Genomic DNA, 15811 nt, shown 5'->3' on the forward strand with positions numbered 1-15811 from the left:
GGTTTATCATCGTTCTTTAGGTTCAATCCAAGGAGCCTTCCGGGCCGTACGCCTCCAGATTTTCCTTGACCCGCTGCAAAAAGCGTCCGCAAATCACCCCGTCCAAGATGCGATGGTCCAGCGCCAGGCACAGTCGAACCATCGAACGCACGGCGATTCGGTCGTCGACGACAACCGGCTTTTTGACGATGGATTCGAACGTTAAAATCGCGGCTTGCGGATAGTTGACGTTCGGAAAAGAAGAGATCGAGCCGAACGCCCCCGTATTGTTGACCGTGAACGTGCCTCCCTGCATGTCGCTTGGCGATAGCTTGCCCGTACGCGCCAATTGAGCCAGCCTGTCGATTTCCAGCGCCAGTCCGGCGATATTTCGGAGATCGGCACTCCGGATGACCGGGGCTAGCACCGCGTCTTCTGTCCCGACCAGAAGCGAAAGATGGATGTCCCGCTTCACGACAATTTTGTCGTCCGCCCACATCGAATTCATGATCGGATAGTCCTTGATCGCCCGAACGACCGCTTGAATAAAAAAGGCGAAGTACGTCAAATTGACGCCTTCCTGCCGCAAAAAGTCGTCTTTGAGCTTGCTGCGCAGCAGGACCAGATTCGTTACGTCCGCTTCGACGATCGTCAGGGCATGCGGAATCTCCGTCACGCTCCGCTTCGTGCGCTCGGCAATCGTCCTTCGGACAGGCGTCACGTCGATGGCGTAATCAGTATCGGCAAGCTCCTCCTGCCGCTGAGGCACGGTCATTTCCATAACATTGGACTGGCTCATGTTGTTTCCTCCAATCTTTTTTCTAAACTCACCCTCTCCCCACGCAGTCTCCACGAAAAGTTAGTATGTAATCATAGGATCAGGTACTAATTCTATTCCAATCGTACCCCTAAGAAAGACGGGTGTCAACTGCGGTATCCCGGTCGGCAGGTCCATCGGTTGAACCTGCCAGCGCCCAGGCTGCCCCGTCGGAATCTCGTTATCCTACGGCCAAATCGCCGCTTCTTCCCGGCTCGATGGCCTGGCGTATAAATTATTGCTCATTGGGCCCGAGTAGACGATATACCGAACCACTTTGCCTTTATCGCAAAAAACGATGATTTTGTTGGCATCGTCATAGGACAAATGTCGATCGGTCCAATGATAGCCCACAGCGGCATTAATGGTTTGCGGATCGGTGTAAGGTCCAAAGACGTACACCTTGTCCCAAGCGAAGTCGGTATGATCTTTCAAATAAACGGCTGCGCCCGCTTCCCGGGCTTTGGACGCTTCTTTCTCAATGACGCGGGCGAGCTGCTGCTCCGGGCTCCCCATTTCGAGCCGGATCACGCCGTAAATGACGGCTGCGGCAAAAAACATGGCTGCGACGATTGCTATTTTTTTCTTCATGCTACAGCTCTTTTCGGAACACTTGCTGCGTCTTCGTATTTTCGAATCCTGCATGCTTGTAAAATTGGTGGGCCTCCACTCGGGTGACGTTGACCCGGACGCGAAGCTCTTGGTAGCCCTTCGTTCTTGCCCATTCCTCGCAACGTCGTACCAACTGTTGGCCGATCCGCTGGCCTCTGAACTCCTGATCTACGACCAGGCCTCCGATTTCAGCGTAGGGCGGAGATTCGACCAGCAATCTTCCATGCGCATGAATCCAGCCGACGAGCTTGCTCAGCGCTTCCGCCACGATCACGACATGATCGTCCGCATTCAGAATCGGAGCTAACCTTGCTTCGATTTGCTCCGCGTTAGCGGGGTAGCCCAATTGATCGGATAACCGGGCAATTTCCAGGCTATCCTGCAGCACGGCTTTCCGGTAATGCAAGTCCATTTCGTCTCATCCCCAGTCTACGTGCTCTTTTTTCTTTTACACCGTCAGCAACCAGTTTATCATATCCTCCTCCCTAAAAATAACGTTTGTGGCGACCAGCCGGAAACGCAAAAAGGACCGGGGCAAAGCCCAGTCCCTAGGAAGCGGATCAAACCGGCGGATTCGGGTCGTACGGATAGTTTACCGGCGTAAAGAAATCCTTGTATCGTTTGAATGTCGGTGTCGTCGGCGACAAGATTTCCACTACGGAATTGCCGACAATCGTTGCGACGTTGGCCAATTTGTCCTTGCTGATTTTATCGATGGTGTCGTACCGGGTATGGTATTCGGGCTCGGCAGGGGAATGGGTGTACAAAGCGGTGGCGACTCCCCGCTGGTAGAACGGAACATGATCGCTTCGTCCAAAGCGGCCGTACGGAATGACCCCGGATAATCTGGAGGCAAAGGTCGCGCCCAGGTCGGTGACCACGTTTTTCTGTCCGTTTACCGTGTACATGCCCAAGGTGCCGGAATTTTTGCTGCCTACCATATCGAGTTGAAAATGCCCGATGAACCGGCCGATATCCGTGGAGCTGAGCGAGTTGGCGTAGGCCTGAGAGCCGTATAAGCCGTATTCTTCCGCGCCGAACGTCAGGAAACGCACCTCCGAATCCCGCTGGGTACCCGCGACGGCCCGCGCCACTTCCAGCACAATGCCCACGCCGGAAGCATCGTCGTTCGCTCCGGGGCCTGCGGACACCGAGTCGTGATGAGCGCCGACCGTAACCAGATCACTGGTCGTTGTCGTCGTATTGGGCCTTAACGTAGCCACGACGTTGTAGGAGGTGGCGGCCATGGCGGCTACGCCTTGAACACTGAGACGTACCCGAGGGCCGCCGTTTGCCGCCGTCTTTTGCTTCAAGGCTTGCGCGTCTTTGCCCGACAGGCTGACGGTCGGAAGGGAAAGAGTGCTGAATTGCGTATCCAAAATCGGGGTATCGGAGGAAGGATTATAAAGAATGACGGCCACGGCGCCTTGATCCGCGACATTAGCGATTTTTGCATTGGTATCGATTTGGCCCGCTTCGATCAGAGCTATCTTTCCTTTGAGCTCCAGACCCTTTACATCCTGCGGCGTTCCTTTTTTCGCATCGACAACCTCGCCGCTGACATCGCCGCCTTGCGTGTTTTGCAGGGCTTGCGGAGCAAGCTGCTGGCTTGCCAGTCCATGAGTTCCTTCGATCGTCAGTTGAATGCTGCTTGGGGCGGTAAATTTGGGGAACGTAAAGGACTGCAGGTTGACCGTGTAGCCGTACTTCTCGAGCTCGCCTTTGATGTACTGCACCGCATTGTACTCATTTTGCGTCCCGGCTACCCTCGAAGACGCGGCCAAGCGCGAAACGTGGTTGAAAATGGCGTCCCCGTTCACGGTGATGGCGTTAGCCGAGCCATGGACGACAGCGCCTTCGGGTCCGGCCTCCGGAGGAGCCGCTAACGCGAGCCCTGCGCCCGATCCCCAGCAAAGAGCGGCGGTCAAAAGTAAACGCGACCAAAAAATTCCTTTCATCATGTCACTCCTTTTTGTTGTGAAATGTAATACGCTTCTACTTTATTGCAGCGGTTAGCTCAAATATGTATGCATTTTTGGAATGAACGAATGAAAAAAGCGCAGCCATCTTCCCGTAGCAGGGGGAGGCTTGCGCTTTTGAATAATTAACCTATGTTTAATTTCATTTAATCGATCAAGCCTGCCCGTTCACGCTCTCGATCCGATACGGCTTCGGTCCAAGCTCGATAATGCCGGCACGGTCCGTCCGAAGCTTAACCGTCGTCGAAAAAATACCGGGCATCCGCTCATCCGGAAACCAAGGGCGTTTGTGATCGATCACGATCAGCAGACCTTCCACATCGCCGACCGCGGCAAATCGCAGGCCGTCTCCGCTCCATTTCTCCAGCGACAACGATTCGTGCAGCTGCCGGAGGGCGGCAGGCAGATCCTCGACCGGAAGCCCGATCTCGCTAATCCGTAAAATATCCTTGGACGAGAAAGGCTCGTTGGTTGCATTGCTCAAGGAATGATGGGCGATCAATTCGACGAGATTGCCGTCCGGATCGTAGAAATATAAGGCCGTGGCATTCCAATTCGGAAAAGGATATTGCGCGGCATCGTCTTTGGCAATCGGCTCGATTCCTTTGCTGCGCACCCATTCCAGCGCTTCGTTCGCTTTATTGTCGGGAATCGTGAAGGCGATGTGGTAATAAGCTTGTTCCCGGTCATCCGCCATAAAAGTAAGCTTGGATTCGCCTGCCTGAATCACCAGCGAATCCGCATTCTCTTCCAGCACGGGAAGCTGAAGCGTATCGCGATAGAACTGTTTTGTCGCCTCGTAATTGGAGGAATGCAAAATCACTTCGCTTATTTTCATGTCGATCTCTCCTTCGTGATAGGTCACGAGAAGACTTTCGACGCGTCCCTTCCTGCCCGCGGAACCAAGGGATAGCTGTGGAACCCTTGTCCGTACACTTCGCTGGCCTCGCTTAGAATGACGAACGCTTGCGGATCTACCGTGCTGACGATCCGCTTAAGCGGCGCAATGTCGGCATTCCTCAGGACGACCATCAGTACCCCACGGGGTTCCCCGGTATAGCCGCCCCAGCTTGTGAACCGGGTCAAACCGCGGTCCAATTCCAGCAAAATCGCAGCGCGCAGCGTCTCTTCGCGTGTTTGATCCGTAATGATAAAGGCTACCTTGGAATCCGATGCCGAATGGATCAGCTCCAGCGCCTTTTTGGTTAAAAATAATCCGATCCATGCATACAGCGCCTTCTCCGGCGTAAAGACAATCGCAGCCGTTAAAATAACGGCAAAGTCGAGGATCAGCAGCGCCTTCCCCAGCCCGATGCCGAGCTTGCGATTTAGAAGCAGCGCCACGATCGTAAACCCGCCGGAGGAGGCGTTGCCTTTGAAAATCAAGCCGAGCCCGAGCCCTGTTCCGATACCGCCATATATGGCGGCCAGCAGCATGTTGTCGGTCAGCGACGGCACGCCTTCGGTCAATAGGATACACAAAGGCAGCAGGACGGAGCCCAGTACCGTTTTGACCGCAAATCCCCGGCCGAATACCGCCGCTCCCGCCAGAAGCAGCGGCACGTTGATCAGCCATTGGCTGATCGCCGGCTTCAATCCCGTTACATATTCGAGGACGGTGGACAAGCCGGTCACACCGCCCGCAGCAATCTGATGCGGATGCTGAAACATGTTATAGCTGATTGCCATCAGCAGGCAACCGATTGTCAAGTAAGCCATCTGCACTCCGAAGGCCGCCGCACGGCCATACCCGGAAGTGCCGCGATCCTGTTTCATGTTGCCTTGCACACTCCCTGCTCTTGGATGTAGTTCTTCATCTTTTTATCATGAATGCTACACCCCTGCAAGAGTGCAGTGCAACGCGAATTCGCTGTATAACGCCTACGCCGCAGTGCTTTCACACTTTCTTGCAGTACAGCAATTCGGTCAACCCCGGCTTGCTTTCAACTGTTACCCAATCTGCAAAATCTCGCGTTCTGCATGGCGTCCGCCGTTCTTTTCACCGATGACTTCCATAGCCTCCGGACCGCCGGCATGCATCGCCCATTTCTGAATTTCGCTCACTACTTCGCGCAACGCCTGTCCCTTCACTGTCAGCTCATAGTCTATGCGTACCGGAATTTGGTTACGAACCTGTCACCGGCTTCCGACAGTTCATGAAGCGCACGGGCCGCCTGTTCGCCGCTATGTACCATGAGAGGTCCTCCCTTCACATAAGGATTTTATATACTTTTTATACTTTTATGTTTATAAATTATGAGATCATTTTGCGGATTTGTCAATCACTTCACTGGACTTTTTTTCCAACCTGCCATGACCACGAAATTAAAATATTTGTAAATGCAATCCGCGTCCGAAAATCCCGCCTGCTTCAGCCAGACAAGCTGCTCCTCCAAGGTGGACATTCGATCCAGCTTGGTCCGTTCGTAAGCCGCCGAAATTTCGGCTGCTGACAGCCCGCTGTTCTCCACCTTGCGTCTCCAATCCTGCTTATACCGCTCCTCCAGCGCAGGTGTGCTTCCCAACACCTGATCCGCGTTAATAAACAGTCCGTTGTCGTTCAGCAAGGCGTAGGCGGTACGGTATACCTTTTGCTTCTCAGCATCAGCAAGATGGTGAATCGAAAGGGACGAGATGACGATGTCATACTTTTCCCAGTACTCACAGGTTGTGTAATCCCCAACAATATACGTGACATTCGGCACGCCGCTGAATCTCGTCCGGGCCACCTCCAGCATCGGGCCGGAAAGATCTACCAGCGTCAGCTTGGCACGGGGATGCTTCTGCAGCATGAACGCCGAAAACAAGCCGGTGCCCGCGCCCAAATCCAAAATGCTCGGAGCATCGTTCCCCTCATCCATTAGCGAAACGGCAATTTGGTAAAAGTCATCGAAGCAGGGAATCAATTTGCGTCTTTGGCGGTCGTATGCGCTTGCGGCTTCGTTAAACTGTTCCATAAGCTGCTTTTTGGTATGGTCCATCCCGGTTCCCTCCAGAGAATAAGATTAGAAGATTGCTTTAGCGATAGTATAAGCAAAGTACAGTTATAATAAAAATATATTAAACTTATAAAATATATAGTTAATAACTATGAATATATGCTGATCAGCATAGCCTAACTGCGCATACCCATAATATAGCTCTTTTTATGGAAATATATTTAAATATTAGGTGAACAATGGTATTATTATAGAGTAAAATTATTCCAAAATTCAGGAGGTTTGGATCATGAAAAAAACATTTCTTGTCCTGCTGGTCTTCATCGCATCGCTTAGCGCATCCTTGTCCGCATCTGCTGCAAATCGGGATTCCTGGATTAAGTGGTATACGCAATCCTCGACTTATTCGGGAATTGTCGGGGAACTTATCGTTCCATCAAATGTGAATGCAACCAATAGCAGCGTATTAAACTTTCAGTTAGGTTTGGGCGACTATGTTGAAAGCGGAATTTCTTATACTGCCGGTAAATATAAGGCCTTCATCAACACCGGGTACCACGCTTGCAAAAATACAGGAAAATCGGATAGCGAATGTGCCCCCTACTGGAGATCCGAATTTTTGAATGTACAGCCATCGCCAGGTGAAAAAATTACCGTCAAAATTGTCAATAACGGAAACAGTACGTTTGACTTTTATGTCAACGGATCAAGGGTGATTAACGGCGCCGACTGGGGGACAAGAAAACACTTCCTTACGATACCTGCCACAACACAAGTTAAACAAATGCACATTACAACCGACACGGATGGAAAAACGCACTATTCCAACGCGTCATGGCAAAACGTTAAGATGAGAGCCAACGCCTCAGGAAGCACTTACACGGATTGGAACAGCAGTACGCCGGTCATCGCTGCCCACCAAAACCAATCGGATTTTATCATTCATAGTAAATATGATCCGTTGAAAACATCAAGATAAGATGGGTATACGGATCGTTTAACAGTAAGTATTGAAACAAGGAGCTGCGATCCGCAGCTCCCGAGAAAAACAACTGCCCTGGCGCCGTTGCAGACGCCAGGGTCAGTCCAATCCGATTCTATTACCGCGCAAGCTCCTTCAGCTCGGCCGACTCCAGAAATCTCTCGCAATCGAGCGCCGCCATGCAGCCTGTGCCCGCTGCGCTGATCGCCTGCCGATACCGGCTGTCCTGTACGTCGCCGCACGCGAATACGCCGGGAATGTTCGTTTCCGTCGTGCCGGGCTTCACCAGCAGGTAACCGTGATCGTCGGTCGTCAGCTGGTCGTCCAGAAACTTCGTATTCGGCGTGTGGCCGATCGCTACGAAGATGCCGTCTACCTCGATGATTTCTTCCTCGCCAGTGTCGTTGTTTCTCACCTTAAGCCCAGTCACGCCCCGCTCGCCCGCGATGACTTCCAGCGGGGTCCGGTTCAGCTGCCAGCTGATTTTCTCATTGGCGCGTGCCCGCTCCTGCATGATCTTCGACGCGCGAAGCTCGGTGCGCCGGTTCACCAGAACGACCTCCGAAGCGAAGCGGGTCAGGAAGTTCGCCTCTTCCATGGCCGAATCCCCGCCGCCGATGACGATAATTTTTTTGCCCCGGAAGAAGAAGCCGTCGCATGTCGCACAGGTGCTTACCCCGCGGCCGACGTTTTCTTTTTCCCCCGGAATGCCGAGGTATTTCGCAGAAGCTCCGGTGGAGACGATCACCGTTTCCGCTTGAATGTCGCCCATGCCTTCGACCGAAAGGGTAAACGGCCGCTTGGAGAGATCGGCTTTGTTCACCCATCCCGTCCGGAATTCGGCGCCGAAGCGCTCGGCCTGCTTACGCATATTATCCATTAACTCGGGGCCCATGATTCCTTCCGGGAAGCCCGGGAAGTTCTCGACCTCGGTCGTCGTCGTCAGTTGTCCCCCCGGCTCCGGACCTTCGATCACCAAGGGCTTCAATCCCGCTCTCGCCAAATAAATTGCCGCCGTCAACCCTCCGGGGCCGGTTCCGATAATTACGCTATTGTACATGATGTGTTCCTCCTTCATACTACCTATCCTTAAGCTTTATCATATCTCCCTCGGAGACAGGTTGCATGAAGGTTTGATTAAGGTCACATGAAGGATTCATGAAGAAAGCGCGAGCGACGGAGATCTTCCTCCGCCAAGCGCTATGCTTCAAGATATTCCCGGAAAAAGCGGACAATTTCCGTATTCATCGCGATGTGATTTTCCATTTTCTCCGTTTGATGCCCTTCGTCCTCGAAAATAACCAGCTTCGCTTCTTGACCGCGGGCCTGCATGTCCGAATACAGCTGCTCGGCCTCGCTGACCGGAACGCGCGTATCGTTGCGGCCGTGGAAAATGAGCAGCGGCACCTTGATCTTCTGCGAATGGTTGAGCGGGGCGATCTCCTCGAAGAAGTCCGAATCGTCCGCCAGTGTGCCGTATTCCGCTTCGCGCAGCGCCCTGCGCCATTCCCCGGTGTTTTCCAGAAACGTGCGGAAATGCGAGATGCCGACGATGTCCACCCCGGCCGCCCATAAATCCGGGTAATGGGTCAGCGCGGCCAGCACCATAAATCCGCCGTAGCTTCGCCCCATAACGCCGATTTTGCCGGTGTCAACCGTCGCGAAACGGCTCAAATCCTTCACCATCCATGCCAGATCGGCCACCGCATCCATCCGTTTTCTCGCGTTGTCGAGGTTCAGATACGTTTTGCCGTAGCCCATACTGCCGCGCACGTTGGGCGTCACGACGTTAAAGCCTTGCCCGACCAAATATTGAATGACCGGGTGAAATTCGAACCGGATCTGCGATTCCGGCCCGCCATGCACGTACACCACCGTAGGCGCGGGACCGCTTTCCTCCGTCTGTCCGGCGCTCCCGGCCGGCCGGTAATAAAAGTACGGCACCTCCACCCCGTCAAACGAACGGAACGTGCACAGCTCGGCCTCCTGCCACAGATGCTCAATCGTCTCCGATCTGCCGAACGAGGTGAGCCGCCGGAGCGTCTCGTCCTTCAACCCGTAGCGCCAGATGTCCCCCGGCAGCACCGGGCTTTTCAGCGCGAAAATGAGCTCGTCGTCATTCAGCCACGACAGCGATGAAATCACGCCGCGCGGCAGCTCCACCGCTGTGGAATGTCCGCCTTCCACCTCATACAGGTATAGCGCGGAAATGCCGCCTTCGTTCACGGTATACGCGATCCGGCTGCCGTCCGGCGAAAGTTTCGCCGCCTCGATATCCCACGCCGGGACATGGACGAGCAGCTCCGCTCCCGCCCGCTCAGGGGAAAAGCGGTACAGCGCCATCGTGTTCTCGGCCGCATTGCTCACCAGATACCCCGTGCCGTCCTTCGCCAGCTGCACCGAAGCGTAATCGCCCGCCCCCGGCACGCCGATCTCCCGGATCGCGCCGCTGCGCAGATCAAGCACGTGCAGCGACTGGACCACATTCGTCACATCGGCCAAAATCAACAAGCCGCTGCCGTCCGGCAGCCAGCAGAGCGGTACGCACCGGCCCTCGTGCCGGTAAACCTCCTTGACCTGCTTCGTCTCGACGTCCTGCACGAAAACATCGAACAGCCCGGGACCCCGGCGGTTGCTTGAAAATGCGATTTTCCGTCCGCAGGGAGACCAGTCTCCGACATTGTGAAAATGCTGCGGGGACACCGTCAGCTCCTGCACGTCCAACGTGTCGTTGTCCAGCACGTAAAGCTGCTGCTTCTCGTTCCCTTTATGATCCATCCCAATAACCGTCCGGGAGCCGCACGGAGAATGCTTGGCTTCCACGACCCGGTCGGGCAGCTGGATGACCTGCTCGCAGCGGTTCGTCGCCGCCTCCCAGCTCCACAGCTGAGGCAGACCGGTTTTCTTAGTCAAAAACGTAACTCGGCCGCGCCCCGGAACCACTTGCGGCTGGGAGGCAGACAGTACGGTAAGATACGCGTGCAGCTTATCGTTTTGCTCGGTCAAAGCTTTCGATTCCATCGGTTGGTCGCTCCTTTATAGCGGAAAATGGCAAGCCGTCAAATGGCCGTCCGCTTGCCGCTCCAAGGCAGGCGGCGCGCTGCGGCAAATGTCCTGCGCGTAAGGGCAGCGCGTATGAAAGCTGCACCCCTTCGGAGGGTTCGCCGGATTGGGCAGATCACCCTGCAGAATGATGCGCTCCTTCCGCTGCGTCGGATCGGGCACCGGAACGGCCGATAGCAGCGCTTGCGTATACGGATGGCGGGGGTGCGCGAACAAGGAATCGCGGTCCGCCAGCTCGACGATTTTGCCCAAGTACATGACGGCGATGCGGTCGCTGATGTGCTTGACCGCCGGCAGCCCGTGGGCGATGAAAATATAAGTCAGCTTGAGTTCCTTTTGCAGCTTCTTGAGCAGGTTCAAAATTTGCGACTGGATCGACACGTCCAGCGCGGACACCGCCTCGTCGCACACGATCAGGCTCGGATTCAGCGCGAGCGCCCGGGCAATTCCGATGCGCTGCCTCTGGCCGCCGCTGAATTCGTGGGGATGCCGCGACATATGATGCTCGTCCAGGCCGACCAGCCGCAGCAGCTCGACGACCCGCTCCTTCAAGGCCGCGCCTTTGTACAGGCCGTGCACCTCCAGCGGCTCGGCGACGATATCCTCGACCTTCATTCTCGGGTTTAGCGACGAGTATGGGTCCTGGAAAATGATTTGCAGATGGCGGCGCACCTTGCGCACGTCCTCTTTGCCGAGCGCCGTCAAGTTGCGGCCCTCGAACCAGACTTCGCCTGCCGTCGGCTCCAGCAGCTGCAAAATAAGCTGACCCGCCGTCGACTTCCCGCACCCGGACTCGCCCACGATCCCAAGCGTCTCCCCTCGGTTCACGGTAAAGTCGAGGCCGTCTACGGCATGCACAACCCCTTTTTGCCGGGAAAACAAGCCTTGCTTGTACGGAAAATGCTTTTTTAACCCTTTAACTTCCAATAGTAGCTGGCTCGTTTGGCTCATGTCAAATCACTCCTTACTGTAGAAGCAGCGCGCCCAATGGCCCGCGGCAACCGGTTCGAGCATCGGAACGTTGGACTTGCAGTGCTCGGTTGCGACAGGGCAGCGCGGGTGGAACGCGCAGCCGCCCGGCATGTTCAGCGGATTGGGCACCGAGCCGTAGATGGAGTCCAGCTCTTCACGCTGCTCGTCAAGCTTCGGCAGCGAGCCGAGCAATCCTTTCGTATACGGGTGCCTCGGACGGGCGAACAGCTCGAACACGTCCGCTTCCTCCACGACCTCGCCGGCATACATCACGACGACCCGGTCGGCCATTTCCGCGACAACACCGAGATCGTGAGTGATCAGCACGACGCCCGTATCCCGGTCCTTGCTCAAGCCTTTGAGCAGCTCCAGAATTTGCGCCTGAATCGTCACGTCGAGCGCGGTCGTCGGCTCGTCGGCGATCAGCAGCGCCGGATTGCAGGCCAGCGCCATCGCGATCATGACACGCTGCCGCATGCCGCCGGAGAGCTGATGCGGGAAATAATCGACGACTTTGTCCGCCCGCGGGATGCCGACGCTCTCCAGCATGGCGATGCTTTTCGCTCTTGCCTGCTTTTTGTCCGCGTTCTGGTGATTGCGAAACACCTCGCCCAGCTGATTCCCGATCGTGAACACCGGATTCAAGGACGTCATCGGCTCCTGAAAAATCATTGAGAGCTTGTTGCCTCTGAGCTTGCGCATTTCTTTATGGCTTTTGCCGAGCAGGTTCTCGCCTTCCAGCAGGATCTCCCCGCCGACCACTTTGCCCGGCGGAGCAACGAGACCCATAATGGACAGGGACGTGACGCTTTTCCCACAGCCGGATTCGCCGACGATGGCGAGCGTCTCCCCTTTCGATACCGTGAACGAAACCCCGTTGACGGAAGCGACGACGCCTCCCTCGGTTTTGAAATGGGTTTTCAGGTTTTTAACTTCCAGCAGTGGCGCCAAAGGGTTCACCTCGATTTATGTCGTGTACATCCGCGAATTAAGATTCTTTCGTTTTCATTCGCGGGTCCAATATATCGCGCAGCCAGTCGCCGAGGAAAATGATCCCCAGCACGGTAATCGTAATGGCGATGCCGGGGAACGTCGCGACCCACCAGCTGGTGGCCAGATATTGTCTGCCGTCGCTCAGCATGCCGCCCCACGTAACGGTCGGCGGCTGAATGCCCAAGCCGAGAAAGCTTAAAGAAGCTTCCAATATAATAGTGGTGGCGATGCTCAGCGTGGACACGACGATGAATGACGATACGACGTTGGGCAGAATATGCTTAAAAATAATCCGTACGTCGCGCGAGCCGACGGCGCGGGCCGCTCGCACGTAATCGCGCTCCTTGACGCTGAGCACTTCCCCGCGGATAATGCGCGCGTACTTGACCCAGTTGGTGACCCCAAGCACGAAAATGAGCGAGAACAAGCCAGGACCGAGCACCGCAAGAATCACGAGCATGAATAAAATATTCGGGATCGCCAGGAAGGCGTCGACGATCCGCATAATGATCCGGTCGGTCCAGCCTCCGTAATATCCCGAGACCAGCCCCAGGATCACGCCGATCGTTCCGGCGACGGCCACAGCGCATACGCCGACGAGCAGCGAGATTTGCGAGCCGTAGATGATGCGGCTGAGGACGTCGCGCCCCAAATTGTCCGTGCCGAGAGGATGATCCGCCGTGCCTTTCGCCATCCACATCGGAGGCAGCAGCCGCTTGGCCGCACTCGTCTTGGCAGGATCGTGCGGAGCCACGGCGCCCGCAAAAACCGCCATGAACAAGACCGCAACGACGATGATAAATCCGATGGTGCCCGTCTTGCTCTTCAGCAGCGAACGGACGATGCGCGCCGCCTTGCCGGGACGCTTCGATGCGGATGCTGCGCCGACCTGTCCGCTTTGCGCTTCTATCGATACGCTCATGTGTGCGCTCGCCTCCTGCGTTTAATTGAATTTGATGCGCGGATCCAGCAGCCGGTAGACGAGGTCCGCGAGCATGTTGCTGAGAATGACCAGGAACGCGATGACGAACACCGCAGCCTGCACGATTGCCATATCCCGGGTATTGACCGCTTGAATAATAAGCTGCCCCATGCCGGGCCACGCATAGATCGTCTCTGTAATGAGCGCCCCGCTGATCAGCGTGGAAATTTGCAGCGCCATAATCGTGACGACCGGAATGAGCGAGTTGCGGAACGCATGCTTGTAAATGACAAGCTTCTCGGCTACGCCCTTGCTGCGGGCGGTTCGAATGTAATCCTGTCCCAGGATTTCCAGCATACTGGAACGGATCAAACGCGTCATTTCGGCGGCGATCCCCGTGCCGAGCGTCACCGCGGGCAGGACCAGATGCAGCAGCGTGCCGCGGCCGGACACCGGGAACATCCCCAAATTCACTGAGAAGAGCAGAATAAACATAATGCCGAGCCAAAAATGCGGCATCGCCTTACCGAGCACCGCCGCTCCGGTAGCGAACACGTCCCAGAACGAATTGCGCTTGGTCGCCGAAATAATGCCGAGCGGAATGGCGATGACCGTCGCGACAAGCATCGCCGCAGCCGCAAGCTCGAACGTCGCCGGCAGCCGGTCCAGCACGATCGGCAGCGCAGGCTGGTGGTAGCGGAACGAATTGCCGAAGTCCCCTTGCACCAATTGCGCCATAAATTTGAAATATTGAACGTACAGCGGCTGGTCCAAGCCGAGCGCCACGGTCAGCGCCCTGCGGTCTTCGTCCGTCGCCGTGTCCGGAAGCATCAGCGTGACCGGATCCCCGGAGACGTGAACGAGCAGGAACACGATCAGGGAGATCAGAAACAGCACGGGGATGAACTGCATAATCGACTTTACGAAAAATTGCCTCACGGTGTACCTCCCAAGGACAGGATGGAATGACAAAGGGGTCTGCGACTGAGACCCCTCGAACAAGTTAGGTTAGCCTACTTCAAAATAATTTCGTCCGCATATGTGATTTCGTCGATTCTCGGAGTAAATTCTATGCGTTTGTTGATGCCGTAGTTCGCGCTCAATTGCAGCAATGGAATTTGCGGACGGTCCTTGGCCAAAATGTCCTGCACCTGCTGGAACTGCTTCTCCCGTTCCTGGGCGTTCATATTTTTCTCCGCGTCGCTCAGCAGCTTCATCACTTCGGGATTGTTGTACCCTGTATCCGGTTTCAGACGCTTGTACAGCAGCGCAGCGTCGAACATCGAGTTGGAATACGCGACAAGGAACATATCGCCGGTCGTGCCGGCATTGCGTTTTTCGTTGAATTTGCTCGATTCCAAAATTTCCATCTTCACCTTAATACCGACCTCTTCAAGCATCGCCGCGATCAGCTCCGACGTTTCCTTATCCTTGAGCGACTTGCCAACCGAGCCGGTAAAGTTGATCGTAAGACCGCTTTCGTGGCCGGCTTCCTTCAGCAATTGTTTGGCGCGCTCGGGATTGTAATTCGACTTGCCGAACAAATCCGGCTTCGCTCCGAAGATGCCCGGGATAATCGGCGTCAGCGTTTCTTTGCCGTCGCCTTCGAACAGGCTGTCGATAATCGCTTTTTTATTGATCGCCAGATCGATGGCCTCGCGCACGCGCGGATCGGCCGTCGGGCCGCTGGTTGTGCGCAGCGACAGCAGCATGACGCGTGTCGTCGGACCGCTGATCGTCTGGGTCGAGTTGACATTGTTAATCCGTTTCATATCGGTCGGCGGAATCTGCACCGCGATGTCGACCCCGTCGGTCAGCAGCTCGGAGACCCGTGTCGCTTCCTCCGGAATCGAGCGGAACACCAGCTTGTCCCATTTCCCTTTTTCGCCGAAATAATCGTCGTTTTTCACCAGAACGACGCGGTCGTCACGAATCCATTCGGAGAATTTGTACGGGCCGGTGCCTACAGGCTTTTTCAGAAACTCGTCCCAGCCTTTTTCCTGAATATATTTGGACGGCAGCATGCTGGAGCCGAGGCGGGACAGACGCGACAGCAGAACGGGCTCCGCTTCGTGGGTAATGACGTCGGCCGTCAGGTCGTCGACCACCTTCACTTCTTTGATCTGCTTGTAGTTGCCGTTCTCCACCAGCTTGGCGTCTTGGGCGACGCGCTCCAGCGAAAACTTCACGTCGGCCGCCGTAAACGGATCGCCGTTCTGGAATTTGACGCCCGGACGCAATTTGAACCGCCAGGTGGTCGGGTTCACATTTTCCCACGATACGGCCAGATCGGGCTGAAACTTGCCTTCCCGGTCCCGCTTGACCAAATAGTTGAACATGTTGACGTGAACCGACTCCGTGCTCGTAAAGCCGTGGTTGTGGACGTCGAAGCCGAGAATGTCGCCACTTCGGGCGATGGTCAGCACTTTTTCCTTCGCTTGCCCGCTTCCCTGCTGCCCGCCTGCACCCGCCGCATCCGGTTTGCCACAGCCGGTAAGGCCAACCGACAAAGCGAGAACCAAGGCCAAGCTGATGGATGTAAACCTTTTCATA

Annotated in this window: 15 protein-coding genes and 1 pseudogene; 1 reads left to right on the top strand and 15 read right to left on the bottom strand. The window is 55.6% G+C overall.

The window, feature by feature from the left end; all coding sequences use genetic code 11:
* Window positions 1–22 precede the first annotated feature (22 nt).
* From PEL01S_RS02645 to PEL01S_RS02680, 8 genes and pseudogenes are all read right to left on the bottom strand, one after another.
* Window positions 23–712: pseudogene (locus PEL01S_RS02645) on the bottom strand (dihydrolipoamide acetyltransferase family protein); the annotation flags it as partial.
* Window positions 713–982: 270 nt separating this feature from the next.
* Entirely contained in the window at window positions 983–1387 is a 405-nt protein-coding gene (locus PEL01S_RS02650; protein ID WP_127459153.1) for a hypothetical protein, read from the bottom strand.
* A 1-nt stretch (window position 1388) separates the two neighbouring features.
* Entirely contained in the window at window positions 1389–1820 is a 432-nt protein-coding gene (locus tag PEL01S_RS02655; protein ID WP_127459154.1) for a GNAT family N-acetyltransferase, read from the bottom strand.
* A gap of 148 nt (window positions 1821–1968) precedes the next feature.
* Window positions 1969–3366: a M28 family peptidase gene (locus PEL01S_RS02660; RefSeq protein ID WP_163768547.1), complete on the bottom strand. Its 1398-nt coding sequence runs from the start codon at window positions 3364–3366 to the stop codon at window positions 1969–1971.
* Between the two features lie 175 nt (window positions 3367–3541).
* The gene (locus PEL01S_RS02665; RefSeq protein ID WP_127459156.1) at window positions 3542–4225 is read right to left on the bottom strand and encodes a VOC family protein; all 684 of its coding nucleotides are present in this window, start codon (window positions 4223–4225) and stop codon (window positions 3542–3544) included.
* A 23-nt stretch (window positions 4226–4248) separates the two neighbouring features.
* Complete coding sequence (locus tag PEL01S_RS02670) at window positions 4249–5163, bottom strand: YitT family protein (protein WP_010495894.1); 915 nt, start codon at window positions 5161–5163, stop codon at window positions 4249–4251.
* 174 nt (window positions 5164–5337) lie between these two features.
* A complete protein-coding gene (locus PEL01S_RS35635) occupies window positions 5338–5463 on the bottom strand; it encodes a hypothetical protein (RefSeq protein ID WP_255320061.1) in 126 nt (41 codons plus the stop codon).
* 206 nt (window positions 5464–5669) lie between these two features.
* The gene (locus PEL01S_RS02680) at window positions 5670–6368 is read right to left on the bottom strand and encodes a class I SAM-dependent methyltransferase (protein WP_127459158.1); all 699 of its coding nucleotides are present in this window, start codon (window positions 6366–6368) and stop codon (window positions 5670–5672) included.
* A gap of 247 nt (window positions 6369–6615) precedes the next feature.
* Between PEL01S_RS02680 and PEL01S_RS02685 the strand changes: the two genes are divergently transcribed.
* Window positions 6616–7305, top strand: a complete 690-nt coding sequence (locus PEL01S_RS02685) for a hypothetical protein (protein WP_127459159.1) — start codon at window positions 6616–6618, stop codon at window positions 7303–7305.
* Window positions 7306–7426: 121 nt separating this feature from the next.
* Here the strand turns inward: PEL01S_RS02685 and trxB are convergent, their stop codons facing one another.
* The 7 genes from trxB to PEL01S_RS02720 all read right to left on the bottom strand — a co-directional run bounded on the left by trxB (window position 7427) and on the right by PEL01S_RS02720 (window position 15810).
* Window positions 7427–8368 carry a thioredoxin-disulfide reductase gene (gene trxB, locus PEL01S_RS02690; RefSeq protein WP_127459160.1) on the bottom strand — a complete coding sequence of 314 codons (942 nt, stop codon included), beginning with the start codon at window positions 8366–8368 and terminating at the stop codon, window positions 7427–7429.
* Window positions 8369–8508: 140 nt separating this feature from the next.
* Window positions 8509–10329, bottom strand: coding sequence for a S9 family peptidase (locus PEL01S_RS02695; protein ID WP_127459161.1), 1821 nt, complete (start codon window positions 10327–10329; stop codon window positions 8509–8511).
* A 15-nt stretch (window positions 10330–10344) separates the two neighbouring features.
* Window positions 10345–11322, bottom strand: coding sequence for an ABC transporter ATP-binding protein (locus PEL01S_RS02700; RefSeq protein WP_127459162.1), 978 nt, complete (start codon window positions 11320–11322; stop codon window positions 10345–10347).
* Between the two features lie 6 nt (window positions 11323–11328).
* Complete coding sequence (locus PEL01S_RS02705) at window positions 11329–12294, bottom strand: ABC transporter ATP-binding protein (protein ID WP_127459163.1); 966 nt, start codon at window positions 12292–12294, stop codon at window positions 11329–11331.
* Between the two features lie 37 nt (window positions 12295–12331).
* Window positions 12332–13258 carry an ABC transporter permease gene (locus PEL01S_RS02710; protein WP_010495885.1) on the bottom strand — a complete coding sequence of 309 codons (927 nt, stop codon included), beginning with the start codon at window positions 13256–13258 and terminating at the stop codon, window positions 12332–12334.
* A gap of 21 nt (window positions 13259–13279) precedes the next feature.
* Entirely contained in the window at window positions 13280–14197 is a 918-nt protein-coding gene (locus tag PEL01S_RS02715) for an ABC transporter permease (RefSeq protein ID WP_127459164.1), read from the bottom strand.
* Between the two features lie 74 nt (window positions 14198–14271).
* Entirely contained in the window at window positions 14272–15810 is a 1539-nt protein-coding gene (locus PEL01S_RS02720; protein WP_127459165.1) for an ABC transporter substrate-binding protein, read from the bottom strand.
* Between the last annotated feature and the right edge of the window lies 1 nt (window position 15811).

This window comes from Paenibacillus elgii NBRC 100335 (assembly GCF_004000865.1).
Taxonomy (GTDB): Bacteria; Bacillota; Bacilli; order Paenibacillales; family NBRC-103111; genus Paenibacillus_G; species Paenibacillus_G elgii.